This window comes from Alicyclobacillus contaminans DSM 17975 (assembly GCF_000429525.1).
Lineage (GTDB): Bacteria > Bacillota > Bacilli > Alicyclobacillales > Alicyclobacillaceae > Alicyclobacillus_A > Alicyclobacillus_A contaminans.
This window is the reverse complement of sequence record NZ_AUCA01000010.1, coordinates 1-22814: the sequence shown is the minus strand read 5'-3', so window position 1 is coordinate 22814 and position 22814 is coordinate 1. Positions and strand designations below refer to the sequence as shown.

General features: G+C 57.9%; 20 protein-coding genes and 5 tRNA genes. 11 read left to right on the top strand and 14 right to left on the bottom strand.

Annotated features, from left to right (window positions below; genetic code table 11):
• Window positions 1-210 precede the first annotated feature (210 nt).
• Window positions 211-750, top strand: a complete 540-nt coding sequence (locus G463_RS0105720; RefSeq protein ID WP_026974388.1) for a 1,2-dihydroxy-3-keto-5-methylthiopentene dioxygenase — start codon at window positions 211-213, stop codon at window positions 748-750.
• Window positions 751-847: 97 nt separating this feature from the next.
• Here G463_RS0105720 and panD read toward each other — a convergent pair whose 3' ends face one another.
• From panD to G463_RS0105705, 3 genes are all read right to left on the bottom strand, one after another.
• Entirely contained in the window at window positions 848-1222 is a 375-nt protein-coding gene (gene panD / locus G463_RS0105715; RefSeq protein WP_026974387.1) for an aspartate 1-decarboxylase, read from the bottom strand.
• Between the two features lie 61 nt (window positions 1223-1283).
• Window positions 1284-2195 carry a LysR family transcriptional regulator gene (locus tag G463_RS19060; RefSeq protein ID WP_051321987.1) on the bottom strand — a complete coding sequence of 304 codons (912 nt, stop codon included), beginning with the start codon at window positions 2193-2195 and terminating at the stop codon, window positions 1284-1286.
• Between the two features lie 151 nt (window positions 2196-2346).
• Complete coding sequence (locus G463_RS0105705; RefSeq protein WP_026974386.1) at window positions 2347-2634, bottom strand: hypothetical protein; 288 nt, start codon at window positions 2632-2634, stop codon at window positions 2347-2349.
• Between the two features lie 235 nt (window positions 2635-2869).
• Here G463_RS0105705 and G463_RS0105700 point away from each other — a divergent pair, with 235 nt between their 5' ends.
• Together G463_RS0105700 and G463_RS0105695 are read left to right on the top strand one after the other, a co-directional pair.
• Window positions 2870-3571, top strand: coding sequence for an ATP-binding cassette domain-containing protein (locus tag G463_RS0105700; RefSeq protein ID WP_026974385.1), 702 nt, complete (start codon window positions 2870-2872; stop codon window positions 3569-3571).
• Window positions 3519-5741 (top strand): YhgE/Pip domain-containing protein, encoded by a 2223-nt coding sequence (locus G463_RS0105695; protein ID WP_026974384.1) that lies wholly within the window; start codon window positions 3519-3521, stop codon window positions 5739-5741. Before G463_RS0105700 ends, G463_RS0105695 begins: the two co-directional genes overlap by 53 nt.
• Before the next feature lie 34 nt (window positions 5742-5775).
• Here G463_RS0105695 and G463_RS0105690 read toward each other — a convergent pair whose 3' ends face one another.
• The 9 genes from G463_RS0105690 to G463_RS0105650 form a co-directional block, all read right to left on the bottom strand.
• On the bottom strand, window positions 5776-6369 hold the full coding sequence (locus G463_RS0105690; RefSeq protein WP_026974383.1) for a class D sortase: 594 nt from the start codon (window positions 6367-6369) through the stop codon (window positions 5776-5778).
• 173 nt (window positions 6370-6542) lie between these two features.
• Window positions 6543-6618, bottom strand: a tRNA-Met gene (locus G463_RS0105685).
• A 92-nt stretch (window positions 6619-6710) separates the two neighbouring features.
• Complete coding sequence (locus G463_RS0105680; protein ID WP_026974382.1) at window positions 6711-7433, bottom strand: amino acid ABC transporter ATP-binding protein; 723 nt, start codon at window positions 7431-7433, stop codon at window positions 6711-6713.
• The gene (locus G463_RS0105675; RefSeq protein WP_026974381.1) at window positions 7420-8103 is read right to left on the bottom strand and encodes an amino acid ABC transporter permease; all 684 of its coding nucleotides are present in this window, start codon (window positions 8101-8103) and stop codon (window positions 7420-7422) included. Before G463_RS0105675 ends, G463_RS0105680 begins: the two co-directional genes overlap by 14 nt.
• 90 nt (window positions 8104-8193) lie before the next feature.
• Entirely contained in the window at window positions 8194-9039 is an 846-nt protein-coding gene (locus G463_RS19055; protein WP_051321986.1) for a transporter substrate-binding domain-containing protein, read from the bottom strand.
• 157 nt (window positions 9040-9196) lie between these two features.
• Window positions 9197-9273, bottom strand: a tRNA-Asp gene (locus G463_RS0105665).
• Window positions 9274-9276: 3 nt separating this feature from the next.
• A tRNA-Met gene (locus tag G463_RS0105660) sits at window positions 9277-9352 on the bottom strand.
• A gap of 10 nt (window positions 9353-9362) precedes the next feature.
• A tRNA-Val gene (locus tag G463_RS0105655) sits at window positions 9363-9438 on the bottom strand.
• Window positions 9439-9466: 28 nt separating this feature from the next.
• Window positions 9467-9542 (bottom strand) — tRNA-Ala (locus tag G463_RS0105650).
• 259 nt (window positions 9543-9801) lie between these two features.
• Between G463_RS0105650 and G463_RS0105645 the strand changes: the two genes are divergently transcribed.
• On the top strand, window positions 9802-11004 hold the full coding sequence (locus tag G463_RS0105645) for a class I SAM-dependent rRNA methyltransferase (protein ID WP_026974380.1): 1203 nt from the start codon (window positions 9802-9804) through the stop codon (window positions 11002-11004).
• 210 nt (window positions 11005-11214) lie between these two features.
• On the opposite strand, the gene G463_RS21625 is transcribed toward G463_RS0105645, so the two are convergent.
• A complete protein-coding gene (locus G463_RS21625; protein WP_051321984.1) occupies window positions 11215-12564 on the bottom strand; it encodes a multicopper oxidase domain-containing protein in 1350 nt (449 codons plus the stop codon).
• Window positions 12565-12856: 292 nt separating this feature from the next.
• On the opposite strand from G463_RS21625, the gene argC reads away from it, so the two are divergent.
• From argC to G463_RS0105625, 3 genes are read left to right on the top strand one after another with little or no spacing between them, the layout of a single operon-like run.
• Window positions 12857-13906 (top strand): N-acetyl-gamma-glutamyl-phosphate reductase, encoded by a 1050-nt coding sequence (argC, locus tag G463_RS0105635; protein ID WP_051321983.1) that lies wholly within the window; start codon window positions 12857-12859, stop codon window positions 13904-13906.
• 21 nt (window positions 13907-13927) lie between these two features.
• A complete protein-coding gene (argB, locus tag G463_RS19040) occupies window positions 13928-14737 on the top strand; it encodes an acetylglutamate kinase (protein ID WP_051321982.1) in 810 nt (269 codons plus the stop codon).
• Entirely contained in the window at window positions 14734-15876 is a 1143-nt protein-coding gene (locus G463_RS0105625) for an aspartate aminotransferase family protein (RefSeq protein ID WP_051321981.1), read from the top strand. The genes argB and G463_RS0105625 overlap by 4 nt, the downstream gene beginning before the upstream one ends.
• A gap of 126 nt (window positions 15877-16002) precedes the next feature.
• Here G463_RS0105625 and G463_RS19035 read toward each other — a convergent pair whose 3' ends face one another.
• Entirely contained in the window at window positions 16003-16506 is a 504-nt protein-coding gene (locus G463_RS19035; protein WP_051321980.1) for an N-acetyltransferase, read from the bottom strand.
• Window positions 16507-16867: 361 nt separating this feature from the next.
• Here G463_RS19035 and argF point away from each other — a divergent pair, with 361 nt between their 5' ends.
• The 4 genes from argF (at window position 16868) to G463_RS0105600 (ending at window position 22367) form a co-directional block, all read left to right on the top strand.
• Entirely contained in the window at window positions 16868-17833 is a 966-nt protein-coding gene (gene argF / locus G463_RS0105615; protein ID WP_084171280.1) for an ornithine carbamoyltransferase, read from the top strand.
• Between the two features lie 3 nt (window positions 17834-17836).
• Window positions 17837-19162: an argininosuccinate synthase gene (locus tag G463_RS19030; protein ID WP_084171250.1), complete on the top strand. Its 1326-nt coding sequence runs from the start codon at window positions 17837-17839 to the stop codon at window positions 19160-19162.
• Window positions 19159-20535, top strand: coding sequence for an argininosuccinate lyase (argH, locus tag G463_RS0105605; protein WP_026974376.1), 1377 nt, complete (start codon window positions 19159-19161; stop codon window positions 20533-20535). Before G463_RS19030 ends, argH begins: the two co-directional genes overlap by 4 nt.
• A gap of 551 nt (window positions 20536-21086) precedes the next feature.
• A complete protein-coding gene (locus tag G463_RS0105600; protein ID WP_051321979.1) occupies window positions 21087-22367 on the top strand; it encodes an Nramp family divalent metal transporter in 1281 nt (426 codons plus the stop codon).
• Window positions 22368-22814 lie beyond the last annotated feature (447 nt).

The window sequence follows — 22814 nt, the reverse complement described above, 5'->3', positions numbered from 1 at the left end:
GACTTATCCGCGCTGCAATCCGTCCACGTGGAACAGGGCACGTGACACTTCCGGGTGTATCACCCACACCGATGACACATGTGGATATAACATCCGCCTGTGGAATTGCTGTACCCTATGTTAAGAAAGGATAGACAATTCCCACACAGTGCCCTAACATGGAATCCAAGTCATGGCGCGACTTGCACCACTCATGAAGGAGGAACACGCATGGCAACGATTCGCGTACGCAACACCGGAGAGCAGATTTCCGATGAGGCCAAGGTCCGCCAATTCCTTGCGGATCAAAACGTCTACTACGACCACTGGGACACAGACCAACTGCCGGCTGACCTGCGGGGCCGTTTCGTCCTGAGCGATGACGAAAAGCAACAGGTGCTCGATGCGTTCCAGTCCGATATTGAATCTCTCGCGAAAGCGCGGGGTTACGTGAAGTGGGATGTCATCTCCCTGTCCGATGCCACGCCGAACCTTGAGGACCTGCTCAAGAAATTCGAACAGGTGCACACCCATACCGAGGACGAAGTGCGGGCTATCGTGGCCGGCAGCGGCATATTCGTCATCAAGAGCCAACAGGTCGGCTATTTTGACGTTGTTCTCGAGGCGGGCGATGTGATTTCTGTGCCGGAGAACAACCCCCACTTCTTCACATTGACCGACGAGCGCAAGGTGGTGGCCATTCGGCTGTTCATCGACCCATCCGGCTGGGTGGCGCATCCGTATGCCGATCCGGAGTTTCAGCAAGCATAATCCACCCATACAAAAGAGCTGCCCACGGCTAGGCAGCTCTTTTTCATTCCACCGCGCCGACGCCCCGGCCGAAGCGCGTGCAGCAACAAGGGCCCGTCTACGGATTCTGCTCCACGTCGAGCCGCTCCGCGGGCCGATTCTTCTCATCAACCATCAGCACGATGGGTTTATGAGCTCTGACCTCTTCCTGCGTGTACATGCCATAAGAAATGATGATGACCAAATCCCCGGGTTCCGCCAGCCGGGCTGCGGCGCCATTGAGCTCAATGCACCCGCTGTTCCGTTCGCCGACGATGACGTACGTTTCAAACCGCTGCCCATTGTTGACATTGACCACCTGGACGAGTTCATTCTCCACCAGGTCGGCCTGCTCCATCAACGCCGCATCAATCGTGATGCTGCCCTTGTAGTTCAAGTTGGTCCGCGTGACCGTGGCCCGATGAATTTTCGACTTCATCAGCGTGCGCAACACACGCCCTCACCCTCTCTGCCCGACTTTCCAGACCCATGCTACGCCAGCTGCGAACCGAAAATCAAGGGGACAACGATCCGTGCGCCCGCGCCCGCGCGACCACAAACTGGGCGAAGCGGCGCGCAGGCCCAGATTGGCCCGCTTCTCGGTGCCAGGCGATACCCACTGACCGCAGAAAGCCTCCGCCGCGGATCGGCACCGCGGCGATGCCGGGCACGTTGCCAGCGTTGGGATGGACCATCGGCAAAACGCTGACACCGAGTCCGGCTTGAACGAAGGCACGAATGGTGTCGGTTTCTTCGGCTTCAAACGCGATGTTCGGCTCAAAACCGGCGGCCAGACAGGCGTCCCAAACCAACGTGCGAAGCGTGTAGCCAGGCTTGAACAGGATGAAGGGATCTGGCTGTAGTTCAGACAGGTGGATGTCCGGCTTCTTGGCCAAGGGATGATTGCTCGGAACGATGGCGCGCATCTCTTCCTGGTACAGGTATTCCCCGGTCAGCGGCGGAACGTCATCGATGTCTTCCCACGGCGTGATGATGGCCAGTTCCAAGTCTCCGTTCAGCAGGTCTTCCAACAAGTTGTGCACGCGCGTCTGCACCAAATCGAACTGCACGTTCGGCGCTTCGCTGCGAAAGGCGGCAATCAGAGAGGGCACATAATGAACGCCAACGCTATGTGGAAACCCGAGGCGAACAGTCCCCGTGTCCGGATTGAGAAAGTGCTCCGCGTCCTGCCTCGCGAATTCAATTTCGCGCAGAATCCGAAGCGCGCGCGGCAAGAACCGCTTCCCAAACGCCGAAAGGCGAATGCCGGTTCCCTCCCGGTAAAACAGGGGCGCTCCCAGTTCCTCTTCCAACAGGCGAATTTGGCGACTGATGGCCGACTGGGCGACGTGGAGCCGTTCTGCCGCCTGCGTCACATGCTCCAATTCGGCCACCGCCCGAAAATACTGCAACTGACGAACTTCCATGCCCTCGCTCCTCCGACGTTCTCCGCGTACGAACAAAGTCATTGCATCAATATCATTTGAAGAACAATACCTGTTGTACAACAAGAAACGCGTTCCGTCTATACCCGATTGGCGAGGAGGAGCGAGTTATCGCCGGATGTCTGTCGCAGGTTCAGGTGAACACCGTGTTTCGTAAGGACTGTACCTCGTGCGGGAAGCAGATGTACGTGCGGCCGTTCGCGGTGGACATGCAAATTTTCTGCCCGTCGGCCGCCGTGTACGTCGCGACAATCCGTTCACCACACGTCAGGGCGAGATCGTTCGAGATGTCCGGCGCGAAGTCCCCGTCTCCCCAATCCCCTCGTAAGTACCGTTCGAACGCGGAAATCAGATCCTCCACCTGGACATCGCTCTCCAACACCGCTCGGCTCAGTTTGACCTTCCCGACTCTGAACAGCATGCACGGCCTCCCGAATGACATACTTCTCTTACAATTTTTTCTCGTTGCGCATTTCGTTTTCCTCTTAGTAAATGCAGGAGAGCCATCCAGCAGACCGGCGCCGTCCGTGAACCGCCGGCTCATGGCGCGCAAAGATTCAGCGCAAACTAAGACAACCACGGGATGTGCCAAACCCAAGCAGCATGCTATGATGTTTCCAGCACAAAATGACACAATGTCATTAGGAGGAATGGTGATGATTTTCGTCTTCGATCAGGTGCGCTGGACAGGGCACCACGCCCCCAAAGGCAGCCTTTCCTTTCAACTGCGCTCCGGAACCACGGGGGCTGTCACCGGCGGCCCCGCATCCGTCCTCACCGAAGTGCTGCTGCTCGCTGCCGGCATCATCCGCTGCACGCACGGTCGCGTGGGTCTCGTGCAAGAGGCACCGGACGGCCGCGAGGCCGCGTGGCACGCTCCATCGCCTGCAACCGTTGCCTTGGGGCCCGTTGCCGCGTTGAACCCGCTGTTCGACACGCTGTCCGTCCGCGAACATGTCCGCAGCCAACTGGCCCTGTTTCGTCAAAAATCCATCCAGGAACGGACACGTCAGCTGCTGGAACAGTTCGATCTGATGGACGTGGCGAAGCAGCGAATCAAAGACCTGGACGCCTTTGCGCAATTTCGCGTGGGTACGGCGGTCGCCATGGCGGGAGATCCCCGGTTTATTCTGTTGGATCAACCGTTGGCGAGCCTGACTCCCGCCGAACGCGAGACCGCCTGGCGATTGTTCGAAGACCTCAACCGAGCCGACGTGGGTGTCCTCTTCACGGCCGCCCAACCGGAGGAGGCGGCCAGAGCGAATGTGGTGGTGGATATCTCACAAGCAGAGGAGGGAGAACAGCATGCGACTGTGGACCATCTTCCGCGTCGAATGGGCGCGTCTCTGGGGAAATAAACTGCGTCGCGTGGGCCTCGCGTCCATGCTCGTGCTCCCGCTGTTGTACAGCAGTCTGTATCTGTGGGCATTCTGGGATCCGTACGGACACCTGGACAAATTGCCCGTGGCCATCGTCAACGAGGACGCGGGCGGAACACAGGACGGCAAAGCGGTGAACTTCGGCAAGGACCTGCAGACCAGTCTGCTCAAGGACCGCTCACTGGACTGGCACATGGTCAGCGCGAGCGCCGCGTCCCAAGGTCTCCACGACGGCACGTATTACATGACGCTGGATATCCCGAAGACCTTCACCGAAGACATCCTGAGCGTGGGCACCAGCCATCCGCGGCGCGCCAATCTGGATTTCGAATCGAATCCGGCGAAGAATTACCTGGCGGGTCAGATCACGAGTCGCGTTCAGGGTGAGATTGCCGCGTCGATGGCACAAAATTTCAGCCAGACGTTCATTCAACGGCTGCTGGACGTGGTCGGTCAGTCGAAATCAGACATGAGTCGAATCGTCCAGGCGGCGAACCAACTGGCAGCCAGCAGCCGACAGGTGGCGGATGGCGCGAACAAAGTCGCCTCAGCCAGTGGGCAAGTGGCAAGTGGCAGCGCGCAATTGAACAGCGGTCTGCACGCGTTGGCGCCGGGCAGCACCCAGGTGGTCAACGGACTCGCACAGGTCCAGCACGGCACCGCGCAGGTGCAGCAGGGAATGCAGCAATCCACGCAAGCACTGGCGAAGATCCGGCAGCAGATACAGCCGGTGTCGAGCCCTGCGGGGCAACTGGTGACCGGCAGCAAGCAGTTGGCGAACGGCCTCGACCAGTTCAGCACCGCTGTGAAACAGTTGAACGACGGCGTCCAGCAGGCGTCGGCGGGCGCCAAACAAATTCAGGATGGCGCCGCATCCGAAAAAACAGCGGTGCAATCGCTGCAGAACGGCCTGGCACAGGCGCTGAGTCTGCTGCAGACGTACGCGAATGATGCGGGATCGAACGCCGATCCACGCGTCCAACAGGCCATCTCCATTCTGGGCCAAACCGAGAGCGGACTGCAGCAGCTGTCCGACGCGCTCAACCAGACCGGGGAGGGCGCCGCGTCCCTGTCGAGCGCGCTGTCAGAGCTTCAATCGGGCAGTCAAACGCTGTACGCGAACAGTCAATCCTTGGCACAGAGTGCTTCCTCCCTGGCGTTCGGCATGTCCCAGTTCCAACAGGGCATTGCGCCGCTGTATACAGCGCTGGGCCAGGTGCAATCCGGACTGTCGCGACTCCAGAGCGGATTGACGCAGGTGCAGCACGCGCAGGCGCAGCTGCAATCCGGCGCTACCGCGGTCAGCCACGGTTTGGCACAGTCGGCGGCTGGTAGTCAGACGCTCGCGAACGGGGCGTCTTCGCTGCATCAGGGAGCCATGCAGCTGGCGAGCGGCGCGGGACAATTGGCGAACGGCCAGCAGACCTTTGCGGGGAAAGTGTCGGACGCGATGAACACCGCCAACGCGGAGCCGAACGTCAGCGCGTACGTCATGGCACATCCCATTCGGCCGGTGTCCCATTCCCTGTTTCAGGTGAATCAGTACGGCGCCGGGCTGGCCCCGTATTTCATTCCGCTGAGCCTGTGGGTGGGCGCCCTGATGTTGTTCTTCCTGGTCCCCATGCGCGATGGACGCTGGCGCCTGTCCCCGGTTCCGTATGCGGAGGTGGTCATCGGCAAACTGGGGGTGCTGTGGTGCATCGGGATTGGGCAAGCCGTGATTGCGGCGACGGTCCTTCGATACGGACTGGGGCTGACCGTGACGAGCAACCTATTGTTCTACCTGTACGTGGTGCTGCTGTCACTGGCGGACATCACCCTCATTGGGTGGATCATCACGTGGTTGGGAACAGGGCCCGGCCGTTTTCTCGGCATTGTGCTGCTGCTGTTGCAACTCACATCCAGCGCGGGGACGTTTCCCCTCAACCTGGTTCCGGTCTTCTTCCACTGGGTGCATCCGCTGCTGCCCATGACGTATGGCGTTGCCACCCTGCGCAACATCATCGCCATTCACGACCTGCCCGCCATCTGGCAGGGCATGGGCATCACGGCGCTGTATGGGCTCGCTCCGCTTCTGCTGATGATAGGCGTGCCGGTGGGCAAACCCAGCGTCCGCAGACTCAAAGCCGAAGACACATTGGTGCCGTGACAGGACGGATGAGGTGTTGTTGAAGCAACAGGGCTCAGCGAGCGTTCCCGGCGGGCGCGGACAACAGCTTCGCGTGCACGATGTACCTGTCTGGCGCAAAGCCAAAGAACAGAAACGGGTAACAGGTCATCAGCGTCAGGGTCTCTTGCGGCGTTGGCTTCATCACCTGGGTGTCGTACTGGGTCACCACCTGCGAGAAGGTGACCTGGTACACAAACTTGCCGTACAGCGTGTCAAAGGTCACCACATCCCCGGTGTGAATCCTTCCCAAAGCGCGAAACACCGTATCGCGGTGTCCGGCGAGAAACACATTGCTGCCTTGTCCGGGCAGCGCCGTATCCGGCGCATGGCCGACGCCCTCGCGCAATTGCGCCGCGCCCGTCCCCTGGATGATGGGGGCCGTGAGATGAATCGCAGGAATGTTCAATACACCGATCCCGGTGCCGATGGCGGGCCGGACGGGCCAGCGATGGCGCGAACTCCCCGCGCGGTACGCCGGCACGGGCCGATGCCCGAGTCCGACAATTTGTTGAAAGTAGTCCCAGCCAAATCCCAGCGTCAGTGTCATCCCCACGGCCACCAACAGCGCGGGCAACCCGTTGCGCCGCATACCCAGCGCCACATTCACCGGACATCCCCTCCTCAGATTCCAGAATTCCCAGACATCTTTGGATAGAGTTCGATCCGTTCCTTCGCCAACTGGGGGTCGCCATGTCCTTCCACAGACGCCCCAAAGCAAAACCGCCGCATCCGGCCTGCGCAGGCGGCCGATGCGGCTGTTTCGGGAGTGCTCCTGATTTGTGGTTGCGGGGGCAGGACTTGAACCTGCGACCTTCGGGTTATGAGCCCGACGAGCTGCCAACTGCTCCACCCCGCGTCGGTTGGAACGTTTACAAACTTAACATAATCCACACGCGAAGTCAAATCAGGGGCTGAAGCTCGCGCAAATCGCGGCTTCAGCCCGGACAATCACAGGATTTTGCTAAGGAATGACTGGGTGCGCGCTTCCTGGGGATTGTTGAAGATCTGGTCCGGCGTGCCTTCTTCCACAATGACCCCGTCGTCCATGAAAATCACGCGGTCTCCCACTTCGCGCGCGAATCCCATTTCGTGCGTCACAACCACCATGGTCATGCCGTCGCGGGCCAGATCCTTCATGACCTGAAGGACTTCCCCGACCATTTCCGGATCGAGCGCGGAGGTCGGTTCGTCAAACAGCATCACATCCGGTTTCATCGCCAACGCGCGGGCGATGGCCACGCGTTGCTGCTGACCCCCGGAAAGTTGATCGGGAAAACTGCTCTCCTTGCCCTGCAGACCGACCTTTGCCAACAATTCGCGAGCCAAGGCTTCGCTTTCCTCGCGCGAACGCTTGAGGACTTTCCGCGGACCAATGGTGATGTTGTCGAGCACGGTCAGGTGATGAAACAGATTGAAGCGCTGGAATACCATGCCCACGTGTTGACGGAGCTTGGTGATGTCGGTCTTGGGATTGGTCAATTCCATGCCCGCGACGACAATCTTTCCTGAACTGGCCGTCTCCAATCCGTTCAGGCAACGCAGGAAGGTGCTTTTGCCGCTTCCTGACGGCCCAATGACCACAACAACCTCCTGCTCGCGAATCTCGTTGCTGATCCCTTTCAGCACTTCGTGATGTCCGAACGATTTGCGGAGGTTCTCAACGCTGATCAATTTGCAACCTCCTCTCCAGATAACCCGCAATGCGAGTCACGATGAAAATGACGACAAAATACAGAATGGCCACTGTGCCGTAGACGGCAAAACTTTGGAAGTTGTTGGACACCACAATCTGACCCTGGTACATCAATTCGACAATGCCAATCGGCGCCAGCAGCGACGTGTCCTTGATGGTCTGGGCAAACTGGTTGACCAGCGGCGGAATCATCCGCTTGAACGCCTGCGGCAAAATGATATAACGCATTGTCTGATAACGGGTCATCCCGATGCTCTCGGCGGCCTCTCGCTGGCCACGATCCACACCGAGAATCCCGGCTCGGACAATCTCTGTGATATAGGCACCTTCGTTCAGGGCCAGACCCGCCGCCGCCCCGATGAGCGGATAGGACTTGGCGCCAAAGATATCATTCAACACCGGCATGGCCTGAGACAGGCCGAACACGATGAAGGTCAACTGCACCAACAATGGTGTACCGCGGAAAATCTCCACGTACACGGTGCTGATGGCCCGCCATAGCCAAAACCGCGAGAGCCGCATCAAAGCCACAATCAGACCGATAATGGTGGCAAAGACAATGGCCAGGATGGAATATTCCACAGTGTGTCCGAGTCCCTGCAGCAGTTGCGGAAACCAGGACGAAAAATCAGATGTTTGACCTCCCACTTCATCCTCTCCTTTCTCGGCAGACCAACGGCGTAGCCAGCCTCTGTGCTACGCCGTTTGACCTGTCTTCGTTTGCCGACTCCGCGAGGGTTAACCGTTCAGTGCGACGTCGGCCGGTGCTTTCACACCGTCCACGACGCCGTTCTTGTCGCCTCCGAGCCAGGTATCAAACAGCTTCTGGTAGTCGCCGTTTGCTTGCATTTTTTGCAGGCCGTCGTTGATCTTCGCAACCAGCCCCGCGTCATGCTTGCTGATGGCAATGCCGTAATATTCACCGGACAACAGGCCGCCCACGATTTTCACATCGTTGTGCGTCGACTTGTAGTTAATGTTAACGGGGTTGTCGAAGACCACCGCGTCCGCTTGACCACTTTCGAGCGCGGCATACGCTTGGTCGATATTGTCAAATTGCTTGATATCGCTGATCCCCGCTTGGGTCAGAATATCGACGGCGGACGTGCCCTTCTTGGTCGCGACGGTCTTGCCCTTGAGGTCGTTCAATCCCGTGATGTTGGAATTGTTCTTGACGAGAATGGATGCCCCGGATTTATAGTACGCGTTGGAAAAATCCACGGCGCCCATGCGGGACTTCTTGATGGTGATGCCTGCGACCGCCACGTCGACCTGTCCGGATTGCAGCGCGGGAATCAGACCGGTGAACGGCATGGTCTTGATTTCATCAATCTTGAGGTTCTCCAGCTTCGCGATGTCTTTGATCATGTCGATGTCAAAGCCAACCACATTGTTTCCTTGCATCGATTCAAACGGCGGGAATGTGGTGTCCGCAGCCACCGTGATGGTCTGCTGTGCGGAGCCGCCGCCCGTGCTGTTAGCGGTATCATTGCCGGTTGAGTTGCCTCCGGATGAGCCGCAGCCGACCAGCGTTGCACCCATGACAAGCGTGGATGCCAACAGCATGGAAGTCCTCTTCAGCATGGATTTGCCCCCTTTGTCTCTGTTTCGGAATCTTTCCACTGCACGTAAATGCATTTATAATTCAAAATCTATACTACCCTTGACAGAAGTTCAACCCGAAAATAATAGACAAAATTGTCATTGAAATAAAAAGGCACCAAAAGGTACCTCTCCGTTGTGGCGGAGCTGACGGGATTCGAACCCGCGTTCTCCTGCGTGACAGGCAGGCATGTTAGGCCTCTACACCACAGCTCCACGTGGTTGCGGGGGCAGGACTTGAACCTGCGACCTTCGGGTTATGAGCCCGACGAGCTGCCAACTGCTCCACCCCGCGTTATACATTTTGGTGGGCGGTAACGGGCTCGAACCGCTGACCCCCTGCTTGTAAGGCAGGTGCTCTCCCAACTGAGCTAACCGCCCAATACGCGGCACACCATCCAGTGATGCGTGGTGGAGGTAGACGGATTCGAACCGACGACCCCCTGCTTGCAAGGCAGGTGCTCTCCCAACTGAGCTATACCCCCACGTGTGTGTCGGTGAGACAACGTCATGTACCATATCATGTTTCGCCCTCGTCCGTCAAGCATGCCACCTCTGCCCACGGCAGGGCGGCCGGGAGTCTGGCTCGCGCCCGCCGCAATGCAGGCATGATGAACCCGAACCCACGCGGTCATTCGGACGAGGCGCGTCTCCACTCGAATGAAGCGCCTCAACGATGTGGAAGAATGAGATATGATACAGATGACGCTGCAACCTTGCGAATCCACAGAAAGAGGAGATTGTGTGACCGTACGACTCTATTTGAAGAAATCGCGCAAGAAGCGCTTGGAACACGGCCACCCATGGGTCTATCAAAGCGAAGTGGAGGGCGTTGAAGGCACCCTGACCCCCGGATGCACCGTGGAAATTGTCAATCACCAAGGTGTCTTTTTAGCCAGAGGCTACGCCAATCCACAATCGCAAATCATCGCCAGAGTGCTCACATACAGTCCGTCGGAGGCGGTGGACGAGAATCTATTTTTTACTCGAATTCGCGCCGCCTGGGAGTATCGCCAGCAATTTCTGCAGGACACCGGTGCATGCCGCGCCATTTACGGTGAAGCGGACTTTCTGCCTGGACTCATTGTCGACAAATATAACGATATCCTCGTGGTCCAAATCCTGTCCTATGGAATGGAAGTTCGAAAAGACTGGATTCTCCAAGCGTTGAAAGACGTGTTGCAGCCGAGGGGCATCTATCTTCGCAATGATGTTCCCGTCCGCCGCCTCGAAGGACTTTCGCTGGAAGCGGACGTTTGGTTTGGAGACGTGCCTGACGAGGTGGAAATTTTAGAAAACGGTTTGAGAATCGTGGTCAACGTTCGAGAGGGTCAAAAGACCGGTTACTTTTTTGATCAACGTGACAATCGCGCCGCCATTGCCCCCCTCATGCGCTGCGGGGCCAATCAACAGGGTGCCCGGGTGCTGGAATGTTTTTGCCACACGGGAGGTTTCACCGTGCACGCGCTGCACTACGGCGCCGCGCACGTCACCGCGGTCGATATTTCCGAACCCGCCATCGACGTGGCCCGCCGGAACGCCGCACTGAACGGGTTCAACAACGTGGAGTTCGTGGTCGCCAACGCGTTCGACTACCTGCGCGAAGCGGAACGAAACGGGCAGCGTTACGACGTGGTGATTCTCGATCCGCCCGCTTTCGCGAAATCTCGCCGTGCGCTGGAAGGTGCCATCCGCGGGTACAAAGAGATCAACCTGCGCGGTATGAAACTCCTTCGCGACGGAGGATTTCTCGTCACAGCCAGCTGTTCCTATCACATGTTGCCCGACTTGTTCCAGGAGACGCTGCTCGACGCCGCATTGGACGCCCACAAAATTCTGCGGTTGGTACATTGGTCAGGGGCGGGGAAAGATCACCCGGAAATCGCGGGAGTTCCCGAGGGACACTATCTCAAGTTCGCCATTTTCCAAGTGCATTCGCGAGGATAGAACAGAAACCTGTCGCCATTCCCCGGGAAATGTCGACGATGGTTGCGAGCACAGGAACTTCGTACATGACCGTGGCATACGTTGGCAGTGGCTCCGTCCGCCGATGAAGACTGGGCGTTCATCGGCACAAACGATGGAGAAAGGGAAGCGCACCGATGTGCGCTTCCCTCACTGTGCAAACGGATGGATTGTTGCCCATCACGGTGACCGCTAATTCTTGACGTCAAACATCGTGATCATGCCGGTCATATTTCCCTGACTGTCCGTGACATGCGCTGTGATATGGCAGTGGAACAGCCACTTACCAGGCTGATTGGCCACAAACGCCAGGTCGTAGGTCGTGCCCGGCGCCGTATCCACCGTATCCATGGTCTGGGGCGCCGGCAATGGATACCCGTCCTGTTCCAGAAGCTGAAAGTGCATGCCGTGCAGGTGCATGGGATGATTCATGGAACCGATGTTCACCAGGTGCACCAGCACCTTGTCACCGACCTTCGCCGGCAGCACCGGCGTTGCAGGATAGGACAGGCCATTGATGGTGTATCCGAACTGCGGCGAGTCGTTCACCACCAGCGTGTATTCATCCTGATAGCCCGGATGTACCTGTGTCCAACCGGTGCCTTTGGGTTCCACGATGAACGGGCCGAACAACCCCATGTCCTCCTGTTTTTCCATGTCCGTCATGGGATGACTGTGATACATGTAGGTCCCCGGCGGGGCCGTCACCGTGAACGTGTACGTCCACGTTTGGCCAGGTTTGATGTCCGGTTGGCTCACGCCGCCCGTTCCATCCTGCGAGAAGGGAACATCCAGACCGTGCCAGTGAACCGTGGTGCCCTCTGGCAGTTTGTTCGTCACCACGATTTTCACCTTGTCGCCTTGATCCACCTTGATCTCGGGTCCCGGTACGGAGCCGTTGTACGCCCATGCCTCCACTTTCTGTCCCGGTTTCACCTGCCACCACACGGGCTCGGCCGTCAGGTGGAAGACCTTGTACCCGTCTTCCATGGTGTATGGCAAGAGCCGCAAATCGTCCGCCTGCTTCGGTTCTCCGGAGGTGCCGGTGCCGAGCGGCGCGATGGTGTATTTTTCGGTCCCAGACGACGGGGACGCATTGGACATGTTCATCCCAGCCATGTTGTCTGCGCCGGAGGAAGATGACCCAGCCGTGACAATGACCGTACCGGTCATGATGGGATGGTATGCGCAGAAGTAATGGTACGTACCCGGCTTGCTGAATGTGTAGGAGAACGTTTGGCCGTGCGCCATGTCCTTCGAGTCAAACACGCCATCCGCCTTCTGATTGGCACCGCTCGTGACGGTGTGCGAAACGCTGTCGTCATTGCGCCAAGTCACGGTTGTCCCCGTCATAATGTGAATCGTTTCGGGACTGTATGCGAAATTCTTGATATCAACAGTGACAGCATGGCTCTGAATGGGCGCGGACGATGCTGTATTGTCGGTTTGCTGTGACGCGCCCTGCGGTTGACAGCCCACGGTCATTCCCAACAGTCCGAACGCCGCGACCATCACCCATATCCGCTGTATCATGGATCGCATAGAATTCACTTCTCTTCTCTGATAGTCAGCTTGTCCCTTAGGAAGCTCGGACATGACGATTGTAACACTTGGCCTGTGGCGAATCGCTGAACGGATCGTGACAAGATAATGTCAGTCCCATCAACGGCTGGGCCCCCGCCATATTCGCGCCGTTTCCGGGCGCCGAACTGGTCGGCACCGACATCGCGCACGCACTTCGACTGGCGCACCCTCGTTGAATCCCCACAACACTGGCCAGTTTCCGCCGGGTATGGTAGTCTGAATATAAATACACTAAAGCGAGTTGATATTCATGACCATGCGCCGAGTCCGCGTCGGTGTTGTTGGCGCCACCGGCTATTCCGGGCTGGAACTGCTGCGCATTTTGTCACAGCATCCGCATGTGGACGTGACCTATGTGGCCGCATCGAAGGGCGGTGAACAGTCCATCGGTGAATTGGAGCCTTTTCTCCCGCGCCAGGTCGGTGATCGGCGCGTGGAGGCTTTTGAACCGGATGCCGCGGCGGAGCGGTGTGACGCGGTGTTTGTGGGCCTGCCCTCCGGAACCGCCGGCGCCATCGCATTGCAGTTGCGAGACCGCGGTTTGACGGCGATTGATCTGTCGGGAGACTTGCGATTGCCTCGAAACGCCTATGAAGCGTGGTATCGAAAACCCGCCCTGCTGGACCATCCGGAAGATGCCGGCGCCGTCTACGGGTTGACGGAGTGGCAGCGCGACCGCATCGGCAGCGCGCGCCTGATTAGCAATCCGGGCTGCTACGCCACGGCCGTGCTGTTGGCGTTACTGCCGGTGGTGCGTGCCAATCTGTATTCCGGTGCGTCGCCGTTGGTGGTCGATGCCAAATCCGGTGTCTCCGGCGCAGGACGCAAACCGCTGCAGCATCTGATGTTTGGAGAACTGCAGGAAAACTTCTATGCCTATCGAATTGGCAGCCACCAACACACGCCAGAGATTGCGGCGCAGCTGGGCTTGCCGGAATCTCAACTGCTGCTGACCACTCAGCTGTTGCCGGTGGCCCGCGGCATTTTCGCCAGCATCTACGTGCCGGTGGCGGCGCGGGTGACGGAGGCGGAGATTCGGGACGCGTTTGAACAAGCCTATGCCGATGCGCGGTTCGTACGGGTGCTGCCCGCCGGTCAGAGCCCGCAATTGAAGCATGTGCGGGGCAGCAACGATTGCCATATCGGTTATCACCTGCACGAAGCGAATGGCACGCTGCAGGTGTTCTCGGTCATCGACAACCTGCAGAAGGGTGCGGCGGGCCAGGCTGTGCAAAACTTGAACGTGATCTTTGGTTTCCCGGAAGACGCAGGGCTTCACGCGACACCACTGTATCCGTGAAATCAGTGAGGTGAAATGGACGTGAGGCAGCGGTTGGTGTTGAAGATTGGTGGATCGCTGAAAGGCCAGGCGATGGACGCGGTATCGGCGGCGCTGGCGGCCGCGGAGGCTGCCAATCTGGACGTGGTCATCGTTCACGGCGGCGGTCCCGCCATTACCGAGGCGCTCCAACAAAGAGGGATTGAACTGCCGTTCATCGATGGACAGCGGATGACCACACCGGCAGCCATGGGCGTGGTGGAAGCGGTGCTGTACGGACAGGTCAATCAGGCGATTGTGCAGCACCTGCGAGCCACAGGCAAGCCCGCGCAGGCGATGGCCGGCTGGTCAGGCATTCTGCTCGCAGGGGGTCTCCCCAACCTGCAGCGGAGCGGACGCGTGGAGCGCGTGAACCCGAAGCCCCTGGAGGACGTGCTGGCACGCGGTGAGATTCCGGTTGTGTGCCCCATTGGGGTGGATGAGTCCGGAGTCCGGTACAACATTAACGCGGATTTGGCGGCCAGCGCCGTGGCGGCCGCGCTGCAAGCGAACAAAATTGTGTTTTTCACAGATGTTCCAGGCATTTATTCCGATTTTGCCAACCGGATTCGGATGGAGGACGTTACTGCGACGGATGTTCGCGCGCTGGCGGAGGAAGGCCGATTCCAGGCCGGCATGCTGCCGAAAGTGAACGCCGTTCTGCAAGCGTTGGCGGGCGGTGTGGCGCATGCGTACGTCATCCAAGGCAACGACGTGTCCACTGCGGTCGCGGCGGTGCAGCATACGACCGCGCCATGGCGGCAGCCGCTTGGCACGCACATCGCACCGAAAGAAGAGGAGAGATGGGTATGACCCCAACCACGCAGACCAGTGCATTGATGGGCAACTACGCTCCGCCAGCCATCGAACTTGTTCGCGGCGAAGGGCCTTACGTATATTCGGCGGATGGACGAGAGTACTTGGACTTCACGGCCGGTATCGCTGTGTGCAACTTGGGCCACGCGCATCCGGCGGTCACGGAAGCCATCATCCGCCAGGCGGGATTGATTGTGCACACCTCCAATTTATACGGACATGCGCTGCGCGGTCAGGTGGCCGCCCGCTTGGCCGAACTGTCCAGACTCGACCAGGTGTTTTTCTGCAACTCCGGCGCGGAGGCGAACGAGGCGGCGCTGAAGCTGGCGCGAAAGGCGGCGGCGATGCGCGGGGAAGCGGACAGAGTGCGCTTCGTCTCCCTCCCCGGCGGGTTTCATGGACGGACCTTCGGCGCGTTGTCAGTGACACCGAAACCCGCTTACCACGCCGGATTCGAGCCATTGTTGCCCGAGTGCACGGCGCCGGAGACGTTTGAGGCGGCGGTGGAAGCCATTGACGAACGGACGGCCGCGTGCATCGTCGAGGTGGTGCAGGGAGAAGGCGGCGTTCATCCGGTGCCGACGGAGGTGCTGCGGGCCATTCAGGCGCGGTGCAGAGCCAAGGGAGCTCTGCTGATTATCGACGAAGTGCAGACGGGTGTTGGCAGAACCGGGACGTTTTTCGCCTACGAAGCCATCGGGCTCGAGCCCGATATTGTCACGATGGCCAAGGGCCTCGGCAACGGCGTGCCCATCGGCGCTGTATTGGCACGGAAGGACGTGGCAGCCGCGTTTACTCCGGGAAGCCACGGCTCCACCTTCGGCGGCAACCTGCTCGCGATGGCCGCCGCACAAGCCGTACTGGAACATGTGGCAGCCCCCGACTTTTTGGCGCACGTCCGACGGGTGGGCGCCTATCTTCAGCAGCAGTTGACATCCCGGTTCCCGGAGGTGACCGGACGAGGGTTGATGTGGGGAATCACGGTCCCCGATGCATCCGCGTTTGTTCAAAAGGCCGCAGAAGCGGGACTCTTGTTGACCGCGGTGGCTCCGACACGCGTGCGGTGGGTGCCGCCGCTGATCATTGATACCTCCCATGTGGACGAAGCCATGACCAAAATTCAGGCACTCGTGTGACCTGGAGAAGGGGGCGAATGGCGAAAGCTGTTCGCCCCTTTCTAACACAAAAAACCGCCCACCCTCCGGCCGGGAGGATGCGCGGCCACTCCATGATCCATCCATTGCACAATCAACCGATGAGGATTATCTTTCCACAGAAACACTGGTGAATTCGCGTTGTTTCTCCGCGTATACGGCGGTGTAGTACAGCATGGCCACCTCGTCGCAGTGGTGAAACTTTTTGCAGTGTATGCAATCCGCCCAAATCTTGTGCGGCAGCATTTCCTTCTGGACCACCTGAAATCCAAGCTTGTCGAAGAAGGCGGTTTGGTAGGTCAAGGACAAAACCTGCGGAACATGCAGCCGCTCCGCCTTTGTAATCAGCGCTTGGACAATCATGCGACCGACGCCACGTCCGTGAAAATCCGATTTCACCGCCAACGAACGGATTTCCGCCAAATCCCGCCACAACAGATGAAGGCCTGCCGTCCCTGCAAAGACGCCGTCTTCTTCGGCTACCACGAAGCAATGCAGCGTCTCATACAACGACTTTTCCGTCCGCGGTAGCATCAGTCCCTCCGCGGCAAACTGTGCAATGACACGCTGCATATCCGGCACGTCATCGACGGTCGCCTCTCGAATCCGCATGGACACGACCTCCTTTGGGGACCATCCCCCCCATTTTTAGAACCTGCGCGCGTTCCTGAGGATACTTTTACTTATACCACGCAACCGAATGAATATGCAATGAATATGTGTATTTTCTTCATCATCCCACTGAAAATCAATGGCTTATAAAAATAAATATTCGCCCACCCCTCATTACTATCTTGATACCTATGCATGAATGCGTATAATGATACATACAGTCTGTATCGTGATTCAACCACGATTGGGAGGAGAATGCCAAGTGTATGCGTGGAAGCACGAAGTAAGCCCACTGGGAATTGGCAACGGAATTCAGCCGCTTGGTGACGGCTATCTGTCTGTTCGCCTGCAGACCGCCCTCATGGCGGCCCATCAGAGGCTGCGAGGCAGGGACCTGGTGGACTTCTCCGACTATACGACGGAAGACGTGCACGCGCTGCTGAAATTGGCCCTGGTGTTGAAGGAAGCCCAGAAGACGAAATTCCCACACGCCATTTTGGGTGGACAAACGCTGGCATTGATCTTTGACAAAGCCTCCACGCGCACCCGGATATCGTTTGAAGTCGGGATGGCTCAACTGGGCGGGCACGCCCTGTTCGTTCCGGGCGAAACGTCACAGATGGGTCGCGGCGAACCCATAGAGGATACGGCGCGCGTGTTGTCTCGATATGTGGATGGGATTATGATCCGCACGTTTGAACACGCCACGGTGCAGCGATTGGCCGAATTCGCCTCCGTTCCCGTGGTCAACGGCCTGACGGACGACCATCACCCCTGCCAGGTGCTGGCGGATGTCCTGACTCTGCTGGAGCACACCGGCCGCTTGCAGGGCCTCACCGTCGCCTACGTGGGAGATGGAAACAACATGGCCCACTCCTGGCTGCAACTGGCACCCAAGCTCGGCATTCACATCCGGATTGCGGCGCCGGCCGGATATTTGCCCAACGCGGACATTGTGGAGCAGGCCAAGAGAGACGCCATCCGCAACCACTCGCAGGTGCTGGTCACCACAGATCCGCAGCGGGCGGTGGAAAATGCCGACGTCATCTACACCGACGTCTGGGCCAGCATGGGCGCCGAGGCGGAGGCGGAGCATCGCAAGCGCATCTTCAGTGAATACCAGGTCAACAGCGCTTTGGTCCGCTGGGCCAACCCGAACTACCTGTTCATGCACTGCCTGCCGGCCCACCGCGGCGAGGAAGTGACCGCCGAGATTATCGACGGTGAGCACTCCATCATCTTTGATCAGGCGGAAAACCGCCTCCATGCACAAAAAGCTGTACTATGCGCGCTCATGGCCGACGCCGGCGCATTCGGGGAGGAATAAATAATGAGTAAAAAACTGGTTCTCGCGTATTCGGGCGGTTTGGATACATCGGTTGCCATCGCTTGGTTGAAAGAGAAGTACCGGTACGACGTCGTTGCCATGTGCGTAGACGTCGGCGAAGGCGCGGATCTCGACTTTGTTCAGAAAAAGGCGGTCCAGGTGGGCGCCGTGAAATCTTACAAAGTCGACGCGGTGGAACGATTCGCCAAAGAATTCATTCTCCCGGCTCTTCAGGCGAACGCGTTGTATGAGGGCAAGTACCCGCTCGCCTCAGCACTCTCCCGCCCGTTGATCTCACAGTTGCTGGTGGAAGTTGCAGCGGCCGAAGGTGCCGAGGCCGTGGCGCACGGCTGCACTGGTAAAGGCAACGACCAGGTGCGCTTCGAAGTCTCGGTCAAGGCGCTCAATCCGAAGTTGACCGTGGTAGCGCCGGTTCGGGAATGGAATTGGACGCGGGACGAAGAGATTGCGTATGCCAAGGAGCACAATATTCCCATTCCCATCACGCTGGACAATCCGTACAGCATCGATGCCAACCTGTGGGGCCGGGCCATCGAATGCGGCGTCCTCGAAGATCCTTGGGCAGAAGCTCCGGAAGGCGCGTTCCTGTGGACCACCAATCCGGAGAACGCGCCAGCGGATCCGGAATACGTGGAAATCACCTTCGATGAAGGCGTGCCGGTTGCACTCAACGGCGAGGTCATGCAGCTCTCCGAACTGATTCATCGACTGAACGTCATCGCCGGCAGACACGGGGTGGGGCGCATTGACCATGTGGAAAATCGCTTGGTCGGCATCAAGTCCCGCGAGGTGTACGAATCCCCCGCCGGATTGGTGTTGGTGCACGCCCATAAGGAGTTGGAATGTCTCACCCTGACCCGCGAGGTGGCCCAATACAAGGCGAGCATGGAACTGGAGTACGCGAAGCTGATTTACAATGGTCTCTGGTTCTCGCCGTTGAAATCTGCGATGGACGCGTTCATTCAGGAAACGCAAAAATCGGTCACCGGCGTGGTCCGCGTCAAGTTGTACAAAGGCAGTTATCAAGCTGTGGGCCGCAAGTCTCCGTACTCTCTGTACCGGCACGACCTGGCCACCTACTCGACCGGCGACACATTCCAGCACGGCGACGCCGTCGGCTTCATCTCGCTGTGGGGCATGCCGACCACGGTGTACGCCGGTGTGCATGAGGCTGTGGAAGGTGCCGCCACCCCGGTTGCGGTGACCAGCCCGTTCAGTGTGCTCGAATCGGCCACGACGGTGTCCGGCCCGGCGACAACCCCCGCTCAGGAGAACCTGACAGCGAACGTCGAGAAGGTGCCGCAATGAAGTTGTGGGGCGGGCGCTTTACCGAATCGACGAACGAGTTGGTGGAGGCGTACACCGCCTCCATTCCGTTTGATCAGCGGCTTGCTGAAGTAGATATTCGCGGCAGCATCGCTCATGCGAAGATGCTCGGCACATGCGGAATCATTCCCGCTGCGGACGCGGATTTGCTGGTGGCGGGCCTGGCAGCGCTGCTGGACGACGTCAGACAAGGCAAGGTGTCGTTCTCGGTGGAAGACGAGGACATCCACATGAATTTGGAGCGCCTGCTGCACGAGCGGATTGGCCCGGTGGCCGGAAAATTGCACACCGGCCGGAGCCGCAACGACCAGGTTGCTCTGGATATGCACCTGTACATGAAATCAGCGATAGTGGAGGTGCTGGAGGCCATTCGCGGATTGCAGGGCGCGCTCGTGCAGACCGCCGAACAGCACGTGGACACCGTCATCCCCGGTTACACGCACCTGCAGCGGGCCCAGCCCGTGCTGTTGGCGCACCATTTGCTCGCGTACTTCTGGATGCTGGAACGAGATGCGGATAGGCTGAAGGATGCTGCGCGACGGACGGACATGTCTCCACTCGGGGCGGGTGCGCTCGCGGGGACGACCTTCCCCATTGACCGCGTCCAGGTGCAAACGGAACTGGGCTTTGAAAAATTGTATGAAAACTCTTTGGACGCGGTCTCAGACCGCGACTACCTGGTCGAATTTTTGGCCGCGGCGAGTCTCATCATGATGCATCTGTCGCGCCTGTCGGAAGAACTGATTCTCTGGAGCAGCGAGGAGTTCGGTTTCATTGAGCTGGCTGACGCGTACTGCACCGGCTCAAGCATGATGCCGCAGAAGAAGAACCCGGACGTTCCGGAATTGGTGCGCGGAAAAACGGGCCGTGTTTACGGTCATCTGATGGGATTGCTGACGGTGTTGAAAGGGTTGCCTCTGGCGTACAACAAGGATTTGCAGGAAGATAAAGAGGGTGTCTTCGACACGTTGGACACACTGCTCCCCGCACTCTGGCTGTTCAAGGGCATGGTGGAGACGATGAAGGTGCGAAGCGACAAAATTGCCGCCGCTTTGGCGCGAGATTTTTCGAACGCCACCGATGCCGCGGACTACCTGGTCCGCAAAGGGCTGCCGTTCCGCGAGGCGCATGCGGTCATCGGCAAGCTGGTATTGTACGCCCTGCAACAGGGAAAGAACCTGGGTGAACTGACCATCCAGGAGTACCGGAAACACTCGGCGTTGTTTGAGGAAGACATCTATCACGCGGTGCAGGTGGAGACGGTGGTGAACCGTCGCGCGATTCGCGGTGGTACGGCCAAGGCAGCTGTGCTTGAGCAGTTGGCGATGGCCCGCGCGACCCTGGCCAATGGTTAACCCCGGGATTTTGTGCCTCTCACAGGTTCCGTTGTGAGGCACCAAGTGGTCAAAAGGTATCACCATGAACATCCTATGTGAAGTAAGACAACGGCACGCCGATGGGCGTGCCGCGTTCTGTTGGCGTGAGGCAGCTGTAAACGCTCGTTGCTGCGCCTGTCTTCCTCAACTGAAGCCCCCCTGATGTTTCATAAGACATCGTGCTATCATATGCGGATGCTATGCATTGGAACGAACGAACCCAATTCAGCAACTAGCGTAGAGCCCAGACGGTCGTTCAAGACCCCCATCAGATCCTCCTTGAGACGTGAAGTGACCATCCTACGATGTTTTCCTGAAATACGTTGTATTTCTGTGCCAACCATGTTGCCGTTGGGAAACTTTTTTGCCCTTCAACAAAAAAGATGTGCACATTTTGCGACGGACAGATTATAATAACTTCAGAAAGTTTCCTTAGGCTAAAAATGTTGCGCAAGAGAAACACTTGGCTGTCCAGAAAATTGCCCAATCAAAAGAAAGGTGGTATCCGCTTGAGTACACCATCTGTTCAAATGGAAACGGAAAGCAAAGTGGTCTCTGCTGCGCGGGATTCCATCACGTACCGAAGAAAGGGGCTCCGTGCACTACTCCCCTTCTTGGGACCTGCATTCATCGCTTCTGTTGCCTACATCGATCCCGGCAACTATGCGACCAATATTCAGAGCGGTTCCGAGTTTGGATATAACCTGCTGTGGGTTGTCGTACTGGCAAACCTAATGGCCATGCTGATTCAAAACATGTCTGCCAAATTGGGTATCGCCACAGGTAAAAATCTTCCTGAAATGTGCAGGGCGTACTGCCCCAAATGGCTGTCGTATATCATGTGGGGATTCTCCGAGGTCGCTGCGATGGCGACGGACATCGCGGAGTTCCTAGGGGCGACACTTGGGTTAAATTTGCTATTTCATATACCTATGCTGATTGCAACCGTGCTGACGGGTGCCACAACATATCTCATTCTCATGCTGGAACGTTTGGGATTCCGACCGTTGGAAAAATTCATCGCTGCTTTCGTGGTTGTGATCGCCGCTTGTTACGTCCTAGAGACGATTCTAGCGAAGCCGAAGTTCAGCCAAATTGTTTACCACAGCGTGGTGCCCTGGATGGGCAACAGCGATGCGGTTCTGCTGGCTGTGGGGGTGATTGGTGCAACCGTCATGCCACATGCGGTGTATCTGCATTCGAGCTTGACACAAAATCGGATTGTCCCCCGCAATGACGTGGAGAAAAGCAACATTTCCCGCTTTCATACCAAGGAAGTCATTATCGCCATGACCCTTGCGGGGCTTATCAATCTCTCGATGATGTTCATGGCAGCTTCCGCATTCCATGGTTCTGGGCAAACGGGAATCGCAGATATATCGTCAGCTTATAAGACGCTCACACCGCTTCTGGGACCTGCCGCAGCAACAGCCTTTTTGGTCTCACTCTTAGCTTCAGGAATCTCAAGTTCAGCTGTCGGGACGATGGCAGGCCAAGTGATTATGCAAGGGTTTGTCGGCTTCTCCATTCCGCTATGGCTACGTCGTGTCATCACGATGTTACCAACCTTTATTATCGTCGCCATGGGTATCGATCCCACTCAGACGCTCGTCATCAGCCAAGTCGTCCTAAGCCTGGTGTTGCCAATGCCAATCATTTCACTGATTTACTTTACAAGACGACGCGACATCATGGGGGTTCTCGTCAACAAGCGAATTGTGACAGTCACCGCAACACTCTGCGCCGTCGTCATTCTAGCTTTGAATATTCTGCTCCTGTACCTGTCATTTGGCGGTTCGTTACCGTTCTAAGTACTTGATCAATGCTGATTGTTGAAGGAGGTTGTCCCATGAAATCTGACATGGTTGGAGAACACATTTCCCCCCATCTCTGCCATATCCGAGTCGATTGAACGCATCTTAGGACAAGAAAGGTGGCATAAGACTCGGACCGGTGGATGGATTGGAGACGCGATTTACGGAGTAAATGATGGTTTGGGCGCAATTTTCGGGATTATTGCAGGTGTTGCCGGTTATACGGCAAATAGCCAACCGTGCTTATCAGTGGATTTTTCGGTGCCCTCGCAAGTACGCTTTCAATGGAAGCGGGTGCCTGGTTAGCGACAAAGTCCGAGACAGAGTTACAACAGAGAGAGATCGGGTTTGCTAGTGCCCCTTCAGGCAACCTTGATCTTCTTTTGTTCCCGTAGAAGGCTAGCGTTTCGCCTGTGCTTATTGCGCCAGCGAATATATGCCCGA